The 17785-nt window shown below is 37.8% G+C and carries 17 protein-coding genes; 4 read left to right on the plus strand and 13 right to left on the minus strand.

Features of this window, described 5'->3' with window-relative positions; genetic code table 11:
• Positions 1–12: 12 nt before the first annotated feature.
• The 6 genes from ctaG to cyoE all read right to left on the minus strand — a co-directional run bounded on the left by ctaG (position 13) and on the right by cyoE (position 6094).
• Positions 13–918: a cytochrome c oxidase assembly factor CtaG gene (gene ctaG, locus M3226_RS10330; protein WP_251565001.1), complete on the minus strand. Its 906-nt coding sequence runs from the start codon at positions 916–918 to the stop codon at positions 13–15.
• 125 nt (positions 919–1043) lie between these two features.
• Positions 1044–1379, minus strand: coding sequence for a cytochrome c oxidase subunit IVB (ctaF, locus tag M3226_RS10335; protein WP_251565003.1), 336 nt, complete (start codon positions 1377–1379; stop codon positions 1044–1046).
• A gap of 1 nt (position 1380) precedes the next feature.
• Entirely contained in the window at positions 1381–2007 is a 627-nt protein-coding gene (locus tag M3226_RS10340) for a cytochrome (ubi)quinol oxidase subunit III (RefSeq protein WP_098526990.1), read from the minus strand.
• Complete coding sequence (gene ctaD, locus M3226_RS10345) at positions 2007–3872, minus strand: cytochrome c oxidase subunit I (RefSeq protein ID WP_251565005.1); 1866 nt, start codon at positions 3870–3872, stop codon at positions 2007–2009. Before ctaD ends, M3226_RS10340 begins: the two co-directional genes overlap by 1 nt.
• A 31-nt stretch (positions 3873–3903) precedes the next feature.
• On the minus strand, positions 3904–4962 hold the full coding sequence (coxB, locus tag M3226_RS10350; protein WP_251565007.1) for a cytochrome c oxidase subunit II: 1059 nt from the start codon (positions 4960–4962) through the stop codon (positions 3904–3906).
• A 193-nt stretch (positions 4963–5155) separates the two neighbouring features.
• On the minus strand, positions 5156–6094 hold the full coding sequence (gene cyoE / locus M3226_RS10355; protein ID WP_251565009.1) for a heme o synthase: 939 nt from the start codon (positions 6092–6094) through the stop codon (positions 5156–5158).
• A gap of 634 nt (positions 6095–6728) precedes the next feature.
• Between cyoE and M3226_RS10360 the strand changes: the two genes are divergently transcribed.
• Positions 6729–7637 (plus strand): COX15/CtaA family protein, encoded by a 909-nt coding sequence (locus tag M3226_RS10360; RefSeq protein WP_251565011.1) that lies wholly within the window; start codon positions 6729–6731, stop codon positions 7635–7637.
• Positions 7638–7680: 43 nt separating this feature from the next.
• Here M3226_RS10360 and pyc read toward each other — a convergent pair whose 3' ends face one another.
• From pyc to M3226_RS10375, 3 genes are all read right to left on the minus strand, one after another.
• A complete protein-coding gene (gene pyc, locus M3226_RS10365) occupies positions 7681–11124 on the minus strand; it encodes a pyruvate carboxylase (RefSeq protein WP_251565014.1) in 3444 nt (1147 codons plus the stop codon).
• Positions 11125–11188: 64 nt separating this feature from the next.
• On the minus strand, positions 11189–12403 hold the full coding sequence (locus M3226_RS10370) for an FtsW/RodA/SpoVE family cell cycle protein (protein ID WP_251565016.1): 1215 nt from the start codon (positions 12401–12403) through the stop codon (positions 11189–11191).
• Between the two features lie 170 nt (positions 12404–12573).
• A complete protein-coding gene (locus tag M3226_RS10375; protein WP_098527041.1) occupies positions 12574–12855 on the minus strand; it encodes a YlaN family protein in 282 nt (93 codons plus the stop codon).
• Between the two features lie 280 nt (positions 12856–13135).
• Here M3226_RS10375 and M3226_RS10380 point away from each other — a divergent pair, with 280 nt between their 5' ends.
• Positions 13136–13633 (plus strand): peptidyl-prolyl cis-trans isomerase, encoded by a 498-nt coding sequence (locus tag M3226_RS10380; protein WP_251565135.1) that lies wholly within the window; start codon positions 13136–13138, stop codon positions 13631–13633.
• Between the two features lie 99 nt (positions 13634–13732).
• On the opposite strand, the gene M3226_RS10385 is transcribed toward M3226_RS10380, so the two are convergent.
• On the minus strand, positions 13733–15061 hold the full coding sequence (locus M3226_RS10385) for a PhoH family protein (RefSeq protein ID WP_251565018.1): 1329 nt from the start codon (positions 15059–15061) through the stop codon (positions 13733–13735).
• Between the two features lie 209 nt (positions 15062–15270).
• On the opposite strand from M3226_RS10385, the gene M3226_RS10390 reads away from it, so the two are divergent.
• Positions 15271–15858 carry a YhcN/YlaJ family sporulation lipoprotein gene (locus M3226_RS10390; RefSeq protein WP_251565020.1) on the plus strand — a complete coding sequence of 196 codons (588 nt, stop codon included), beginning with the start codon at positions 15271–15273 and terminating at the stop codon, positions 15856–15858.
• A gap of 356 nt (positions 15859–16214) precedes the next feature.
• Here M3226_RS10390 and M3226_RS10395 read toward each other — a convergent pair whose 3' ends face one another.
• Positions 16215–16670 (minus strand): pyridoxamine 5'-phosphate oxidase family protein, encoded by a 456-nt coding sequence (locus M3226_RS10395; protein ID WP_251565022.1) that lies wholly within the window; start codon positions 16668–16670, stop codon positions 16215–16217.
• Positions 16671–16838: 168 nt separating this feature from the next.
• Between M3226_RS10395 and M3226_RS10400 the strand changes: the two genes are divergently transcribed.
• Entirely contained in the window at positions 16839–17039 is a 201-nt protein-coding gene (locus tag M3226_RS10400) for a YlaI family protein (protein WP_251565024.1), read from the plus strand.
• Between the two features lie 104 nt (positions 17040–17143).
• Here the strand turns inward: M3226_RS10400 and M3226_RS10405 are convergent, their stop codons facing one another.
• Together M3226_RS10405 and M3226_RS10410 are read right to left on the minus strand one after the other, a co-directional pair.
• Entirely contained in the window at positions 17144–17434 is a 291-nt protein-coding gene (locus M3226_RS10405) for a hypothetical protein (RefSeq protein ID WP_251565026.1), read from the minus strand.
• A 1-nt stretch (position 17435) separates the two neighbouring features.
• Positions 17436–17723, minus strand: coding sequence for a YlaH-like family protein (locus M3226_RS10410; RefSeq protein ID WP_374110580.1), 288 nt, complete (start codon positions 17721–17723; stop codon positions 17436–17438).
• Positions 17724–17785: the final 62 nt, after the last annotated feature.

Genomic DNA, 17785 nt, shown 5'->3' on the forward strand with positions numbered 1-17785 from the left:
TTTGAAGGGAGTTTATTCAACAAGAGTAGGATTTAAATTATGTTTTTTCATTTCACGTTCAGAGTCTTCCTGATCATTACGGTACCATTCAAAGAATACCTGGCCTAAAACAACAGCGAAAATAATCTCTTGGATTATTTTCATTACTATCCCGCCAAGCCGTTGATCTTCGACTGCAGACATAGAACTAAAAAACTCCGGACCAGTTAAATTCAAATTATCAAACCCAGAACCAACACATAAACTCATTACTTGTGACCATACCTTAGGATCATGATATGTTGCATACATTGAGCTATCTGAAAAAATAATTAGTGCACATGCAGGAGTTATTAGTATACTGTTTACAAAAATATAAGCTACTTTTTTAATTCCAGTTAAATTTTTATACTCAGGTAAAGGACAAATCAATGACCACCACATCCCTATCGCTAACACAAATAAGACAATGGAGTATCCCGCATGAAGATATCTATTTTGCATGACATGGTCAAAAACGATTGGTATATGATAGAAGGAAAAGAAAGCATTAAATAAAAGTACGGCGACAACTGGTTTTGAAAATATCTTGAATAATGATTTAATAACTATTAAATTCAAAATCGTTCTCCACAGCCAATTAGGGATGGATAAAATAAACAATTGGGGAACAAGGAAAACTAACAGAACCATCGTAATTCCATGTATATAGAACACAAGATGTCCCATTAAATCCAACGGTGATCCCTTAATGGCATATAATAAGACCATAGCTGTTAAAAAAAGACATGCTTGTTTAGCAGTTAATGGTTCACTATATTGGAATTTGGTTCTTAATATTGTAGTTATCAGAAAGAAAGCACCAGTAAGTGCAAGTAATATAATTAAAAAGTACGGGCTCCAAAGGGCTTCAAAACCAAAGATATCTAGAGAAAGCACCTTAAACTCACCTCAATATTATTAAAGAGTCTTATTAGTATTATAACTTTAGAATTTAGATCAAGCAAAGGTTGAGTATTTGCTAAAAAGAAAAATCGGCTAGAAGCCGATTTTTCTTTCATTTATTACCACCAGATAATGGTGCTAAATGCTAATATTGCAGTTAAGCCAACAAATAAACCTGAGAACAGAAACAAAGTAGGTGCCTCGTGCCCTTTATGGCTCATATGCATGAAATAAAATAACTGAAAGATAACCTGAACTGCTGCTAATAAAATGATAAACGGTACAGTAAACCAAGCCGTAAATCCTTTCATTGCAACTGCAGCAAAGGCCACCAATGTTAAGAAAATCATTAAGGCAAACGAGATCACTTGATAACGCATTTCTTCAGCGCTTTTTTTACGGCGATATTCTAAATCTACTCTTGGGTTGCCTGAGCTTAATGGCTGATTTGTCATTTTATCCCACCATCCCCATCAAATATACTACAGTAAAGATAAATACCCAAACTACGTCAATAAAATGCCAATAAAGGCTGGCAACATAGAATTTTGGCGCATTGTACAAGTTAAGACCACGCTTGGAGTTACGAATCATCAGAGAAAGAATCCAGCATAACCCAAAGGCAACGTGACCACCGTGGAAGCCAACAAGTGCATAGAAGGCTGAACCAAACGCACTGCTTGTAAATTTATGTCCCTCATGGACATAATGTGTGAATTCATAAACCTCACTACCAAGAAAGCCAAGACCTAGTAAAACTGTAACACCAAGCCAAAGCATCATTTTCTTGAAGGCAAAGTTCTTCATATGATACATAGCATATACGCTTGTGATTGAGCTTGTTAGTAACAGCATTGTCGCAAGAAATGTTAGTGGTAATTCAAATAAATCTTTTGCTAAGGGCTGACTTGTATTTGGGACTTTATCTTTTAATGCAAGGTAAGTGGCAAAGAGAGAGGCGAATAAAACGGTCTCTCCCCCTAAGAATAACCAAAAACCAACAAATTTATTTTTTGCCTCAAGGGTAGATCTTTCCGGCTCTGCAGGCCATGTTTCATAAGTCATTTTTTCTTCAGCGTGCATTATGCCTTAACCCCCTTTTCTTCCTGTAATTCCTCTTTATGGATATGGAAACCATGATCATCTTTAACAGAACGCGTAAACATTGATCCAAAAGTTATTAGTAGCCCAATAATCATGACTGGCAATGCCCAAGATACTTTATCAACATGATACATCGCACCAAATGCTGCAATGAACAATCCTAATGCAATCACAAATGGGATAAATGAAGAGTTAGGCATATGAATATCACCAAGCGGCTCAGCCGGTGTCATACCTTTTTTCCCTTCCATTTTTTCAATCCAATAAGCATCTAAACCACGAACTAATGGCAGCTGTTTAAAGTTATAAAATGGCGGTGGTGATGGAATTGCCCATTCAAGTGTTCTACCATCACCCCATGGATCATTACCCACTTTAACATTTTTCACAGAAGTCAATACAACATTAAGGAGCATGATGATTACTGCAATCGACATAAATCCGGCTCCAACAGAGCTGATCATATTTGCAGTTTCAAAACCTTGGCCAGGAAGGTAAGTAAAGACACGTCGCGGCATGCCCCATAAACCTAAGAAATGCTGGATAAAGAAAGTTAAATGGAAGCCAATGAAAAAGAACCAGAATGTAATTTTTCCTAACGTTTCATTTAACATCGTTCCAAACATCTTTGGCCACCAAAGATGTATGCCAGCGAAAATACCGAACACTACACCACCAACAATAACATAGTGGAAGTGAGCAACAACAAAGTAAGTATCATGATACTGGTAGTCTGCGGAAGCAGCAGCGAGCATTACACCTGTAACCCCCCCCATTAGAAAGGTAGGGATAAAAGCAAAAGCCCAGTACATTGGAGTAGTAAATTTGATACTTCCCCCCCACATCGTAAACAACCAGTTAAAAATCTTGATACCCGTTGGAACCCCAATGGCCATTGTTGCCACAGCAAAAATAGCATTGGCAACAGGTCCTAAACCAGTTGTGAACATGTGGTGTGCCCATACCATAAAGCCTAAGAAACCAATAAGCACTGTCGCAAATACCATGGATGAATAACCGAAAAGACGTTTTCTTGAGAAAATCGGAAAGATCTCTGAAAAAATACCAAATGCAGGAAGTATTAAGATATACACTTCGGGGTGTCCGAAGATCCAGAAGAGATGTTCCCAAATAACTGTATTTCCACCCATTGTAACATCAAAGAAATTAGCTCCAAACAGGCGGTCAAACATCATTAAAGTCAAACCAACTGTTAATGGAGGGAATGCAAATAAAATTAATGCAGATGCAACAAACGTTGTCCAAGTAAATAATGGCATCCTCATATAGGTCATACCAGGAGCACGCATGTTAATAATGGTAACAAGGAAATTGATACCACCGATTAATGTACCGATACCCGAGATCTGTAATCCTAGTACATAAAAGTCAACACCATGACCTTTAGAATGAAGTGCAAGTGATGCATATGAGGTCCAGCCTGCATCAGGAGCACCGCCCAGGAACCAAGATAAATTTAGAAATATTCCTCCGAAGAAGAACAACCAAAAACCTAGCGCATTAACAAATGGAAATGCTACGTCACGAGCCCCTATTTGCAATGGCATTACAGCATTCATAAAACCAATCAGCAACGGCATCGCCGCTAAGAAAATCATTGTTGTTCCGTGCATAGTAAGGATTTCATTATATGCACCTGCACTAACAAAATCATTATTAGGTACAGCAAGCTGGATACGGATAAAAACCGCCTCTAGTCCTCCAACTAAGAAGAAAAATCCGCCTGCAATAAAGTATAGGATGGCAATTTTTTTATGGTCGACCGTTGTTAAATAGTCCCATAATGTTGCGCCGAATCCCTTTTTTTGAGCAATGGTACTCACAATTTTACCTCCCTTTCAACCAATTCCCCTATTATTCCTGAACCTTTAAGCCCATTAAATAATCTGCTACCGCATCAATTTGGTCATCAGTCAAGTTTCCATATTTACCAGTCATCATATTACCTGGTTTATAGGTTTCAGGATTTTTAATCCAATTTTTTAGTTCTTCTTTATTATGATCTAAGATACCTGCTACACGAGATCTGTCACCAAAGTTTGTTAAGTTTGGTGCCACACGAGCAGTGTCTGGCATTTTATTAGCAGGTGTAACTGCATGGCAGCCGATACAGCTTTGATTAAATATTTCTTGTCCTTTTGCAGCAGAAGCTGTTGTTGCTTTTTGCGGTTCTTTTACATTTTGCATGGCCGAAACCCAAGCATCAAATTTATCACGGCTCATTGCTTTAACTTTAAAGTCCATCAGAGCATGTGATGGTCCACAAAGCTCAGCACATTTCCCATAAAAAAGATTACCAGCTTCGTTCGCACGCTTATCATCGAATTCCAGCCAAAACTTATTGGCATTATCTGTGTTGGTATCGATTTTACCACCAACAGCTGGAATCCAGAATGAGTGTTTAACATCCATAGATTTTAAATTAAAATAAACTTTTTCATTTGTAGGAACCACTAATTCCTGACTTGTTACAATTTTTTGACCAGGATATTCAAAATCCCACCAATATAAATGTGATCGTACATTTACAATAAGTGCTTTTGTATTCTTTTTGTCCATCGGACTCACATCAGCAAGCTTAAATGTTGACGCAACAGTTGGAACAGCCAAAATGAGTAGTAATAATATCGGAATCGCAGTCCAGATAATTTCTAAACGATGACTTCCTTCAACTTGTTTTGGGATTCCTTCATCTTTTCTTCTAAAGCGGACAAATACCAAAACAAAGATTACCACTACTACTAGGATTACTCCCACCATGACGTAAGTACTTAACTTCATTAAATCATATTGTGTGTCTGCAACTTCCCCGGCTGGATTTAACGCTGATAAATATGGTTTCCCACATCCGGAAAGTACAAGCGCTAACATCGCAAATAACGAAATTAGACGCCACTTTGCAAGCCTCTTCATAGCTTAATCAAACCCCTCTTTCACTAATGAATTCTAAAATATTGTTTGGTCAAAGAAGTATGTAGGATGGTTCTCCCCTTCGTTAGTGATCAACAGCAGCTTTAAAGACTTTAGTATATGTAACCGTCATCAATCAACTAATTAGGAAAAAGAAAGAAGTACTTCCTTTTTCCCGGTTTAAACCAAGGCAAAACTAAATTAATGTCACTATAACCATCGCCACAAAAATAATTGTTAAATATTGCAAAGAATAGACAAACATTAGTTTTGCCCACTTAATGTCATCTTTGACCTTATATCCATAAATCCCCAATACCAGCCAACCGATATTTAACACGGTAGCAAGAATCAGAAATGGGATTCCTAACTTAGTAAGAAAAAACGGGATTGGCAGAAGTGCCGCCACCCAAACCAAAATATGAATCTTTGTTGTCTTGAAACCCTTAACCACTGGCAGCATTGGTACGCCTGCGGCTCTATACTCTTCCACTCTTCTCATTGCAAGAGCATAAAAGTGAGGAGGCTGCCAGACAAACATTAAAACAAATAATGCCCAAGCCATTATATCAAGATTTCCATCAACAGCTGCCCACCCAATTAAAGGGGGTACGGCTCCTGAGATGCTTCCAATAATTGTATTTGATACAAACTGGCGCTTTGACCATAGTGTATAAAGGAAAACATAACTAAAAACCCCAAGCAGTCCAATTACTGTGGCAGTTATCGTAGTAAAGAATAAACACAGTGTACCCAGTCCAATAAGCAAAATACCAAGGGCTAATACTTTTATAGGCATTACCTTCCCTGTAACGGTTGGCCTTGTTTTGGTTCTCTCCATTAAGGGGTCAATATCACGGTCAACATAGTTATTAATGGCACAAGAGCCAGCAATAATCAGTGAAGAACCAGCTACTGTAAAAAATACAATATCTAAGTTATAAAAAAAACTTTGTCCAGAAAAATGAAGCGCCAGCCATAGACCAGTAAAGGTGGTAATTAAATTGGAATTAACAATTCCTATTTTAATAAGGGCCATAAAGTCCTTCCAGACGGTCGTTTTTTCGATTGTTCCTTGCAGACTTGCCACACCATTTTCAATGGCCGAATCTCCATAACCCTTAGAGTTGGACATATCATTTCCTCCTAATCCTACTAACAAATATTCACCAATTAAGGAACTTAAATACTTCCTTATTATTTAAAAGTGAAGTGCCGACTAAAAATAAAAGGGTAAGCTCTTTTATTTTATTAGATTCTATTATGAAAAATTTAGTTAACCTTTTAAAAGCATCAGTTTCTAAAACACTTTCTCTGTATATTAAATCACACTTTTTGATATTTTTGTGAACTTTTTTTGAATAATTTTAGACTAAATTGTGACAAAACTTAAAACGTACTATGTGATTCATACACTTCCATACATTTGATCTCTTCCATAAAATAACTGTTAAGAAAAAAAGAATAAGATTGTTCTTATTTATTAATTTTTATTCTTTTATTTGTACTTTTAGCATTCCTCTTTATTTAATTTTACTACCTTAAAATTAAGATTCAACCCTTTTGACTATTTTCACTATAATAATAGTGAAATATAGTTATTATTCATCTACCACTTTTTATTTAATTATTGTCAGCTAAAAATCTGTTCTTTTTATACTATTTTCGTTATGATTAATAGGGACTTTTCAATCTAGCTACTTTTTCATTTATTATACTGTCAGGTTTAACCAATGACAAATTATTGAACTATTTAAGAGGTGAATTTTTTGCGACGTTCTTTGAAGTGGCTGGCGGTTGCAACCACAATCGTAATGATATTTATTTTACTTGGCGGTGCCTTGGTTACAAAGACCGGGTCTGGGATGGGGTGTGGAAGATCCTGGCCTTTATGCGAGGGGAAATTTGTTCCCTCGGAAATAACTCCTGAACTAATGATTGAGCTTGCTCATCGGCTTGTCTCAGGAGCTGGGGGAATAATGGTTCTCGTTCTTTCGGTTTGGTCATGGAAAGCAATTGGTCATATTAGAGAAACTAAATTTCTTTCATTACTGTCATTTATCTTTTTGCTTTTACAAGGATTAATTGGGGCTGCCGCCGTACTATGGGGACAATCAGGATTTGTCCTTGCCTTGCATTTCGGAATATCACTCGTTTCCTTTGCATCCGTGTTCTTACTAACCTTGCTTATATTTGAAATCGATAAAAAGTTCGATGCAGAAAAGCTATACATCGATAAACGAATGGGGTTTCATATTGTAGGTGTCTCTATTTACAGTTATCTTGTCATCTATACAGGAGCATTGGTCCGCCATATGAAAGCAAGTCTTGTATGCCTCGATTGGCCTTTATGCTCTAATGAAAACCTTTCCTTGCCATCAGACATATACCAATGGGTGCAAATGGGGCATCGTGCCGCAGCAGGGATCATTTTTATCTGGATTTCATATATTTTTTACCTTGCCGTACGTCATTATAAAGAGCAGAAAGTTCTATATTGGGGCTGGATGATTGCTTTCATCCTTGTGTCCTTACAAGTAATTGCAGGAGCGTTTATCATCTTTAGCATGTTAAACCTTTATATCGCACTCCTGCATGCCTTTTTTATCACTTGTTTATTCGGTGTATTAAGTTATTTCCTTCTCTTGTATTCAAGATCACGTCGGAATCATCAATAAAAAAGTTGCCGGTAACTCCCGGCAACTTTTTTATTACTCTCATTTAAGCTTTTGTCAGTTCTACTAAAAGGTCTCCTGTTAGGATGGCATCCCCACTTTTAACGTACAGGTCTTTTACTATACCCGAAAAGGGTGCTTGAACCGTTGTTTCCATTTTCATCGCTTCTGTGATCAGTAAATGATCTCCTCTTACTACTTTCTCTCCTTTTTCTACCAAAACCTTAATAACTGTTCCCGGCATAGTGGCTGAAAGGTGCTCTTCATTTTTCATATCTGCCTTCAATCTAGATGTGACCGTTGCTTTAATACTCTCATCCTTGATAGACACCTCGCGCGGCTGTCCATTTAGCTCAAAATAAACCACCCTTGTGCCGTCGGCCTGGGGCTGACCAATCGAGATTAACTTAACAATCAGTGTTTTACCTTTTTCAATTTCTACCTCAATTTCTTCACCCAATCTCATTCCATAAAGGAATGTTGGTGTATCGAGCATCGAAATATTCCCAAATCGTTCATTTGCCTTGATATATTCTAAAAACACCTTTGGATAGAGTGCATAAGATAAAATTTCAAAATCGGTTACTTGTCTGCCAAGTTCTTCAAACAGCTCTTCTTTAAGTATGTCGAAATTCACCTCATCAAGAAGTTCACCAGGTCGAACTTCTAAAGGCTTCTTTCCTTTTAAAATGACTTTTTGAAGTTCTTCAGGGAATCCTCCGTATGGCTGCCCTAAATAACCTTCAAATAATTCAACAACAGAGTCAGGGAAATCGAGACTATTCCCCTTTAATAAAACATCCTCCTCCGTTAAGTCATTTTGCACCATAAATAGGGCCATATCCCCTACAACCTTTGAGGAAGGAGTTACCTTAACAATGTCCCCAAACATTTGGTTGACACGGGAGTACATTTCTTTTACTTCATCCCATTGTTCTCCAAGCCCTACTGCTTTAGCTTGCTGTTGAAGATTGCTATATTGACCGCCTGGCATTTCATGCTTATATACTTCTGAATGAGGGGAAATCATTCCACTTTCAAAATCATGATAAACTTTGCGTACATCTTCCCAGTAATAGGAAAGCTTCTCTAGCGCATCAATATTTACCTTTGGCTTTCTCGTATTTCCTTCAAGTGCATAGAATAAGGAATTAGCACTTGGCTGCGATGTTAATCCTGCCATTGTACTTAATGCTGTATCAACAATATCAACCCCGCCATCAATGGCACGTGCATAGGTGAAAATTCCATTTCCACTTGTATCATGTGTGTGGAGATGAATAGGGATATCGACAGTCGCTTTTAATTCGGATATTAACCGATAAGCTGCTTCAGGCTTTAACAGTCCGGCCATATCTTTTATTGCCAGAATATGAGCACCTTGCTTCTCCAACTCTTTTGCTAATGTTCGGTAATAGTCGAGATTATACTTTACTCTTGTTGAGTCTAAGATATCCCCTGTATAACAGATGGCTGCCTCAGCAATTTTCCCTGACTGGCGGACTGCATCAATGGCAACTTCCATTCCCTTTACCCAGTTTAGACTGTCAAAAATCCGGAAGACATCGATTCCTGCTGAGGCTGACTGATTGATAAATTCACGGATTAAATTATCCGGATAATTCTTATATCCAACAGCATTAGCGCCGCGAAACAGCATTTGAAAAAGGACGTTTGGAATCTTTTCACGAAGAGTTAATAAGCGGTCCCATGGATCTTCCTTTAGGAACCTATAGGCAACATCAAAGGTTGCCCCTCCCCACATCTCGAACGAAAATAAATCCGGTAATAATTTGGCTGTTTCTTCTGCAATATGTGCAATATCTTTGGTCCGCATTCTAGTCGCTAATAATGACTGATGGGCATCCCGATAGGTAGTATCTGTTAGTAAAACTTGCTTTTGATTTTTAATCCATTCAACAAGACCATCAGGCCCATATTGATCCAGAATTTGTTTGGTCCCATTCTGATATGGAACATCATATTTTAATGTTGGAATTCTAGGCTTTGAGAAAACAGGTCTTTTCTTTTTCTCAATTCCAGGAAATCCATTCACTGTAACATTTCCGATATAACTTAAAAGTTTTGTTCCTCTGTCCTTACTTATAGGAAAGATAAATAATTCTGGTGTTGTATCAATAAACGATGTATCATATTCACCATTTCTAAACTTCTCATGTTTGACGACATTTTCAAGGAATGGAATATTGGTCTTTATTCCTCTAATCCTAAACTCCTGTAAATTCCGTACCATCTTTGCTGCTGCTTGTTCAAAAGTTAATGCCCACGTTGATAGTTTTACAAGCAAGGAATCGTAATAGGGTGTGATAACGGCTCCCTGATAACCATTACCAGCATCAAGACGTACGCCAAATCCCCCACCTGAACGATAAGCCATTATTTTTCCAGTATCAGGCATAAAATTGTTCAGTGGATCCTCTGTTGTAACCCTGGACTGAATGGCAAAACCATTTAACTTAATTTTTTCTTGAGCAGGAATTCCAATAATCGGACCGTGCAGTTCATGTCCTTCCGATACTAATATTTGTGTTTGAACGATATCAATTCCAGTTACTAATTCTGTTACAGTATGTTCCACCTGTACACGCGGATTCACTTCAATGAAATAAAAATCATTTCCGGAAACAAGAAATTCAACGGTACCTGCATTTAGATATTGGACCTTGCCCATTAATTTTACTGCTGCCTGGCAGATCGAGTTCCGAAGATCCTCAGAAATGGAAACACTTGGAGCCACCTCAACCACTTTTTGATGCCGTCTTTGAACGGAACAATCGCGGTCAAAAAGATGAACCATGTTTCCATGCTGATCCCCAATGATCTGAACCTCAATATGTTTGGGATTTTCAATTAGTTTTTCAAGATAGACCTCATCGTTTCCAAAAGCGGCTTTCGCTTCGGATTTAGCTCGTTCAAAGGCTTCGCGGACTTCCTCTTTACTTTTAACAATTCTCATCCCGCGTCCCCCACCGCCTAATGAGGCTTTAATAATGATTGGGAAGCCATGGATAGCTGCAAATTCTTCCACTTCACTTGCCTCATTGACAGGGCCATCACTGCCTGGAATGACGGGAATATTGGCAAGTTCTGCCTGGCTTCTTGCTTTTACTTTGTCCCCAAACATATCCAGGTGATTGGACGATGGTCCGATAAAAATAATTCCCTCTTCTTCACAGCGTTTGGCAAAATGAATGTTTTCTGATAGGAAACCATAACCTGGGTGAATCGCATTTACACCATTTTTTTTAGCAATGTCAATAATTCCATCAATGTCTAAATAAGCGTCAATTGGTTTTTTTCCTTCTCCTACTAAATAAGCTTCATCTGCTTTATATCGATGGTAGGAGCCTGAATCCTCTTTCGAATAAATTGCAACAGTCCGAATATTCAGTTCAGTACAAGCCCGAAAAACCCTTATCGCAATCTCCCCGCGATTAGCCACCAATACTTTATTAATCTGTCTTGTCACGTAAAGCACCTCGTATTCTATGTATTTTTAAAAACGCAAGGGACATAATTCCCCTGCATTTTCGTTAAAGATAATAAACCTTGCCATCATCAGACTTTAACCTTTTGTCTGCTTGCCCTTGTTTATTTTTATTTTTATATTTACTTTCATATTTCACAAACATCGAAACATTAACAAGTATGCCAGTTGCTCCTGCAAGCATTAACAGCGATGACCCCCCATAACTTATAAAAGGAAGCGGTACACCGGTCAGTGGAATAATACCAGATACCCCTGCCAAGTTAATAAAAGACTGAATACCGATCATGCTAGATATACCAAACGCTAATAAACTGCCAAACGGGTCTTTACATTTCATCCCGATATGAATTCCCCGTAAAACAATATAGGAGAGAAGGAGAATAACAAAACCCACACCCCAAATTCCTAATTCCTCAGCGATGATAGCCATAATAAAGTCTGTGTGGGACTCTGGCAGATACCCTAACTTTTGAATACTTTTTCCTAGTCCCAGTCCGTTTACTCCGCCCGAACCAATCGCAATATACGAGTTCGCCAGATGGAAACCGGCATCTTTCACATATTTTTCATCAAACGGATTACCCATTACTTCAAAGCGGCTCATTTGTTCAGGTGAAAATATTTTTCCCCAGGAGACAAGAACAAGCGGCAGGAGTACTATGAGAACCATTAAAACTAATTTCCAGATGGTTTTAAAATTCATACCAGAAGCGATTATAATTGTTCCAGCAATCGCTGCAATAATGACTGCTGTTCCAAAGTCTGGCTGGACCGCAATAAGCACACAGACGATAAAAAGATATACTAGAGGTGGAAGTACACCTTTATTGAACTGATTAATATACGGTTGTTTTTTTGCATACACAGACGCCAAATAAATAATTACACCCAGTTTTACAAATTCAGATGGCTGAAAGAGAAAGGAGCCTATTTGATACCAGCTTTGGGCATTGTTCTTTACTTGTCCAAAAACAAAAAGACCAAGCAAAGCTACAATTGACGCAATGACCATTGGAGCCAGAAACCATTTCGTATAATTCATTATTTTATAAGGAACAAGCGCGGTAATTAGAAATATTACAGCAAATACTAACAAAAATATCTTTTGCCTTTGATAGAAAAAATCAGGACTTACTTGGTACCTTTGAACCGCGTAGGCCATGCTTGCACTGTAAATCATCACAAGTCCGAACGCGCACAGAAGGATGATGGCAGTAATCAACGAATAGTCATATGATTTTAATATTTTTCTCAGCATTTAAAACGTCCTCATTTTCAAAAATTGATAGTATACCATACTATTATAATAGAAAATGCGTGTCATTACTTGAGGAAATTCTCCTTTGTTGCATGTTTTTAATAAAGAATATTCAAAATTAATAAAAAACTCAAACATTACACCGTATTGTTTGAGTTCTTATTTATGCATTATTTTTTTAAGGATGCATCGTGTAGAGCCGACAATTCTCTCTCTAATTGATCTAAGATTGTTTTTCCATCCTTAGCATCTATTAAGCCTAATCGCACAGCAAAGTCTATTTCTCTTGAAAGGCCAAACATTTGTGTATCCAATACCTCTTCATAAAGAGGGCATTGAGGCATCGTGAGATTGTCCATTTGCACTTTGATAAGCTTTAATATCTTTTCAGCGTCAGCCTGGAGCAAGGCATAGGCTTTTTCATGGTGATTCACGATCATTTCAGACGCCAACATTGATCCCCCCATTTCAGAGCGATAATTCAACTTATCTATAAATTTTACCGTTTAGACTACAAAATTGCAAGAACAATGAAGGATATTCACAAAAGGAGTTATCTTTTATGACAACCTGGTCAAAAAAAGATATACTAAGAAAGCAGAATCCATTTATTTGACTACTAAAATAACGGATTAATTTATTATAAAGTACTCTTGTATATTTGAGTGTTAGTGGAAACCACAAATGACTAATATATATATACATGCAGACAAGATTTGAGGGGGATGGATGATGGGGAATATCTTAACGATAACAGGGAATGTAAAATTTACAATTACGCTTGATCCCGGTGTTTGGATTTTTGACGACCGACGGGTTGATTTAAATACTTACTTTTCACAAGTAAAGGAGACAACCGATTCCGATGAGGCCTATACAAAAGCAGTTTCTAAACACTGGGATCGTGAAATAATGGAGGGAGCAATTTATCCTCCAACATTAAAAACCGAAAAGAAATTTGAAAAAGAAAAGGTATTGACTGGTACTTTCGGAATTCCATTTAAACCATTTTTGTTAAATTCGGAGCCGGCTCCTGATGCCAAAAGTTTAGTTGTCCAAACCGCAACGGAGAAAATAGAGTTCCCATTAGAAACTGCATATGACTTTATTTTAGGTTATTCAAATAATGGTAAACCTTTAACTTCTGATGGACCTGTCCATATTTATTTTGGTGACGGCTCTAATCAGGATAATCCTATTAAAAGTATAACTGGCTTTACCATTAAATAAGAGAGAAATTCTACACCCTGCCTAAACGGATGCCTGTTGGCACCCGTTTTAGACACCTCCCTGCTATAGCGCCTGATCCAAGTGCTATAGCTTTTGGTCTTATAATAAATCGGCGGCCAATCGGGCTAGACCTGATCGTTCCCCTTTTAACAGCTTTACATGTCCGGAAATTTCCTGATCCTTAAACTTCTCCACTACATAAGTTAAGCCATTGTTATAGGCATCTAAATATGGATGATCAATCTGTTCCGGGTCCCCCATCAACACAATCTTACTGCCCTCTCCTACTCTTGTTAAAATCGTCTTCACTTCATGTTTGGTTAAGTTTTGGGCTTCGTCAATAATGATAAACTGCTTTGGCAGACTTCGACCGCGGATATATGTTAATGCCTCCACTTCAATCGAGCCCATCCCGGCTAGAATCGCATCTAGTTCACCCGGCTTTTTTGTATTAAACAAATATTCTAAATTATCATAAATTGGCTGCATCCAAGGTCTAAGTTTTTCTTGTTTTTCTCCAGGCAAGAAACCGAGATCTTTTCCCACGGGAACGATCGGTCTTGCCACCAAAAGCTTTTTATATTCTCTAAAATCTTCTGTTTGCATTAGTCCTGAAGCTAGTGCAAGTAATGTTTTTCCTGTTCCAGCTTTACCCGTTAATGTAACAAGCGGGATATCCTTGCGCAGCAATAATTCGATTGCCATCGTCTGCTGTACATTTCTGGAGTGTATCCCCCATACATGCTCTTGATTTAACGTTAATTTCTTTACCTTCTTACTCGTTTTATCGACCATACCAATGGCGGAAGCAGAACTGCCGAGTACATCCTTCATGATTAGGAATTGATTCGGATAGAATGGGTGGTTTGCTACCTCTGATAGTGATAATTCTCCTTTTTCGTAAAAACGGCCTAGCAATTCAATCGGTAGTAGCAATTCAAAAAAACCTGTATATATATGTTCCACTTCGACTACTCGGTCATTCAAAAAATCCTCTGCTGTAAGTCCAATCGCATCTGCTTTTACACGTACTAATGCATCTTTACTAACAATTATTACGGGCTTGCCATCTTCCTTCGCTTGTTCCTCTAAGTATAAATTCTTTGCCACCGCCAGAATGCGATTATCATTTGTTTTTTCTACGAATATGTCTTGAAGTTCATGAAATGATCGGTGGTTTAATTCAATCCTAATGGTTCCCCCGTTTTCAAGAGGAATTTTTTCATGAAGTTTCCCTGCTGCCCTTAGTCCATCGATTAAACGCGATACCTGCCTTGCATTCCTGCCAACTTCATCCATATATCTTTTCTTTGAGTCCACTTCTTCAAGGACCACTGCCGGAATTACGACCTCATTATCTTCAAACGAATAAATGGAATACGGGTCTTGGAGCAAGACATTTGTATCTAACACGTATATTTTACTCAAAGCAACGCCTCCTGGTTCACTGGTGTATGGCTTGTTAAATTAGTTTCAACAATCCTTTGCTAGATTGGACTTTGGTAAAATATATGTTTATTGGAATAAAGATAGAAGACGTTCCGCACAATAAATGTTATTAAGACAAAAAACTTGTATGAGAGTCTACTGTTCAAGCCCATTTAACCATTATTTTATTATCTTGGAGGTGGATTATAATGAAAATGATTCTTTTAACATCGGCCATTAGTTTACTTTTAACAGGCTGTAATACCGCTAATCATAACGAGAATGCAAAAAACGGCAACCAGCTAGTAAACGTGAAAAACAGTTATATTGACAATGTAGACCAGAAATCTGGGCAGGAAATTTCCAAGCGTCTTGTTGAGCTCGCTACTAGTATTCCAAATGTGTCAGATGCAACTGCAGTAGTTTTGGGAAACTATGCGATTGTCGGTATTGATGTCAATGCCAAAATTGATCGATCACAGGTTGGTTCCATTAAGTATTCTGTTGCAGAAAGTTTAAGAAAAGATCCATATGGAGCCAAAGCTATTGTTATCGCAGATGCAGACACCAATCAGCGTTTACGGGAAATACAGGCGGATATTAAAAAAGGCAGGCCTATACAAGGAATTATGGAGGAACTCGCAGATGTCGCAGGACGGTTGATACCGGAAGTACCGGGCGATTTAATTACTCCAAGCCCTAAAAATGCTACCGAAAAACCAGATCAAAAACTCAAGGGCAATGAAGAAAAGAAACTAAACAAAGAGCAGGAAGACCAATCCAATCACCATAAGTAAGGAAATAAGAAAAGCGCAAGCAAGGCCAGACACTAATCGCACTTAATGCGTACAGAAAGCAATAGCATTCTGTAGCCAAGCATAAGACGATCCGGCCGAAAGGTTGATTTTTAACCTTTTGGACGGATTGTCCCAAAGGTGGAGGTGACTGTCCCGGGACTCTAGACTAAGACGTACCCTGCAAGAAGGCGCTTTTTGCCTTCTTTAGAGGAGGGCTAGACTTGCGTCCCAAGGAGCCGCAACTGGATAAGCTGTAGACCATCGAGGGGCTAGGCGCTGGATCTAGACAATTCTCAAAGTCAAAAACTTTTATACTTTCTTCTCTTAAAAATAAAAGAAAAAAAGCTTAGTTTCCACTAAGCTTTTTTCATTGCATCCATAACTTGATTATCGAGCCTCTCAGCCGCTTTCTTATCATATGTTTTATCATATTGGACTTCTGTAACGATTTTAGAACCGTAAAACATAACGTCTCTCACTTCATTAATCGTTACTTCTACCAAAGCCAGTTTTAGTGGAACTCCAGGTAATCGTTCTTCTTTAACGCGTGCTTCCCCTTGAATCGAGTATGTAGATTCATTTGCAATTAAATTAATCACAACGTTATGATTGTTATTGATATTTTCTAATATTCTGGAACGATTATCAACAGCAAAATAGATAATCCCATCGTTTTTAGCCAACACCCAGGAAATTGCACTAACATTTGGACCTCCTGTCTCATAATCAACAGTTGCCAAAGTTACGAATCGTTCTTTTTGCAGCTCATCAAATAATGGCTTGATAAGTTTTGGTTCTACTTGATTTGCCATTTTACACAACCCCTTTATTCATTCCTTTAAAAAACAGATAATCTCATATTACTACTATCCCTATTTTTCATCAACTCTAACCAATTGATTTACCAGTTGTAGTTCTATCATGGTATACTATATTACAAACATTCTGTTATTCGAAAGAAGAATTAAAGAGGTGCTTGAATGAAAGTAAAATGTGTGATTTGCGATAAGATTGAACCAATAGACGATGAATCATTAATTGCAAAGCGACTTCGAAATCGTCCCATTCATACATATATGTGTCATGACTGCAGTACTAGAATTGCCGAAAAAACCAATGCGCGAATTGATTCAGGTAATTTCCACTTATTCCGTCCAAAATCGGATAAGGATGAATGGTAATAAGGAAAAGTGAATCAAATGCAAAAACGCTTGTATACTCATCGTATACAAGCGTTTTTTGCGTTTGAATGTGCAGCTGCAGTACATAGGACTTCCGTTTTCTTTTAATCAATTGGATAGTCCTTATACTTTTCAGGTTCCTGATTAATTTGATTGATCATGATTTCAATTAATTCGCGGGGATAACGTCTCGTTTTTGTTTCTTCCCCCTGTTGATATGAAATATAATACATCAAATCATCTTTTGTCGTTTCGATATTCGAGACAGAATGCTGTGCAGTGAGTATCTCTTCAAAGAAGTCCCGTGTCTCAACCGCTGCTTTGTCATCAGGTCGGACATCACAAACCACTTTAATGGTTAGCCAATTATAAAGTGCATCCTGTAAAGATTGCATTTTACTCTCCCCCTGTGACCCCGCTATTTGCCTGTTTTTTAGTTTGGTGGAGGCGGATCTTATATATAATTAGTAGTAACGCCGCGACACCTAACCCTTCTGCAATTGGTAATGCATATGAGAAAAACAACATTAATACGCAGCCAACACAAAGACTGAAATAAATTACAATATTTTTTCCAAGGGGCAGCTTTTTTGCAAAACCTAGGCGATATACAATAATGGATAAAACTACAATAAAAATATATTGTAAGAGGACACCAGTTTTTATATCGTTCGTAAGTTCAATAAAGAATCTTAAACTTGGGGAGAAAGATCTTAATTCTTCCACGGGTTTGCACCTCTCAATAC

The sequence above is a fragment of the Neobacillus cucumis genome, assembly GCF_023715505.1.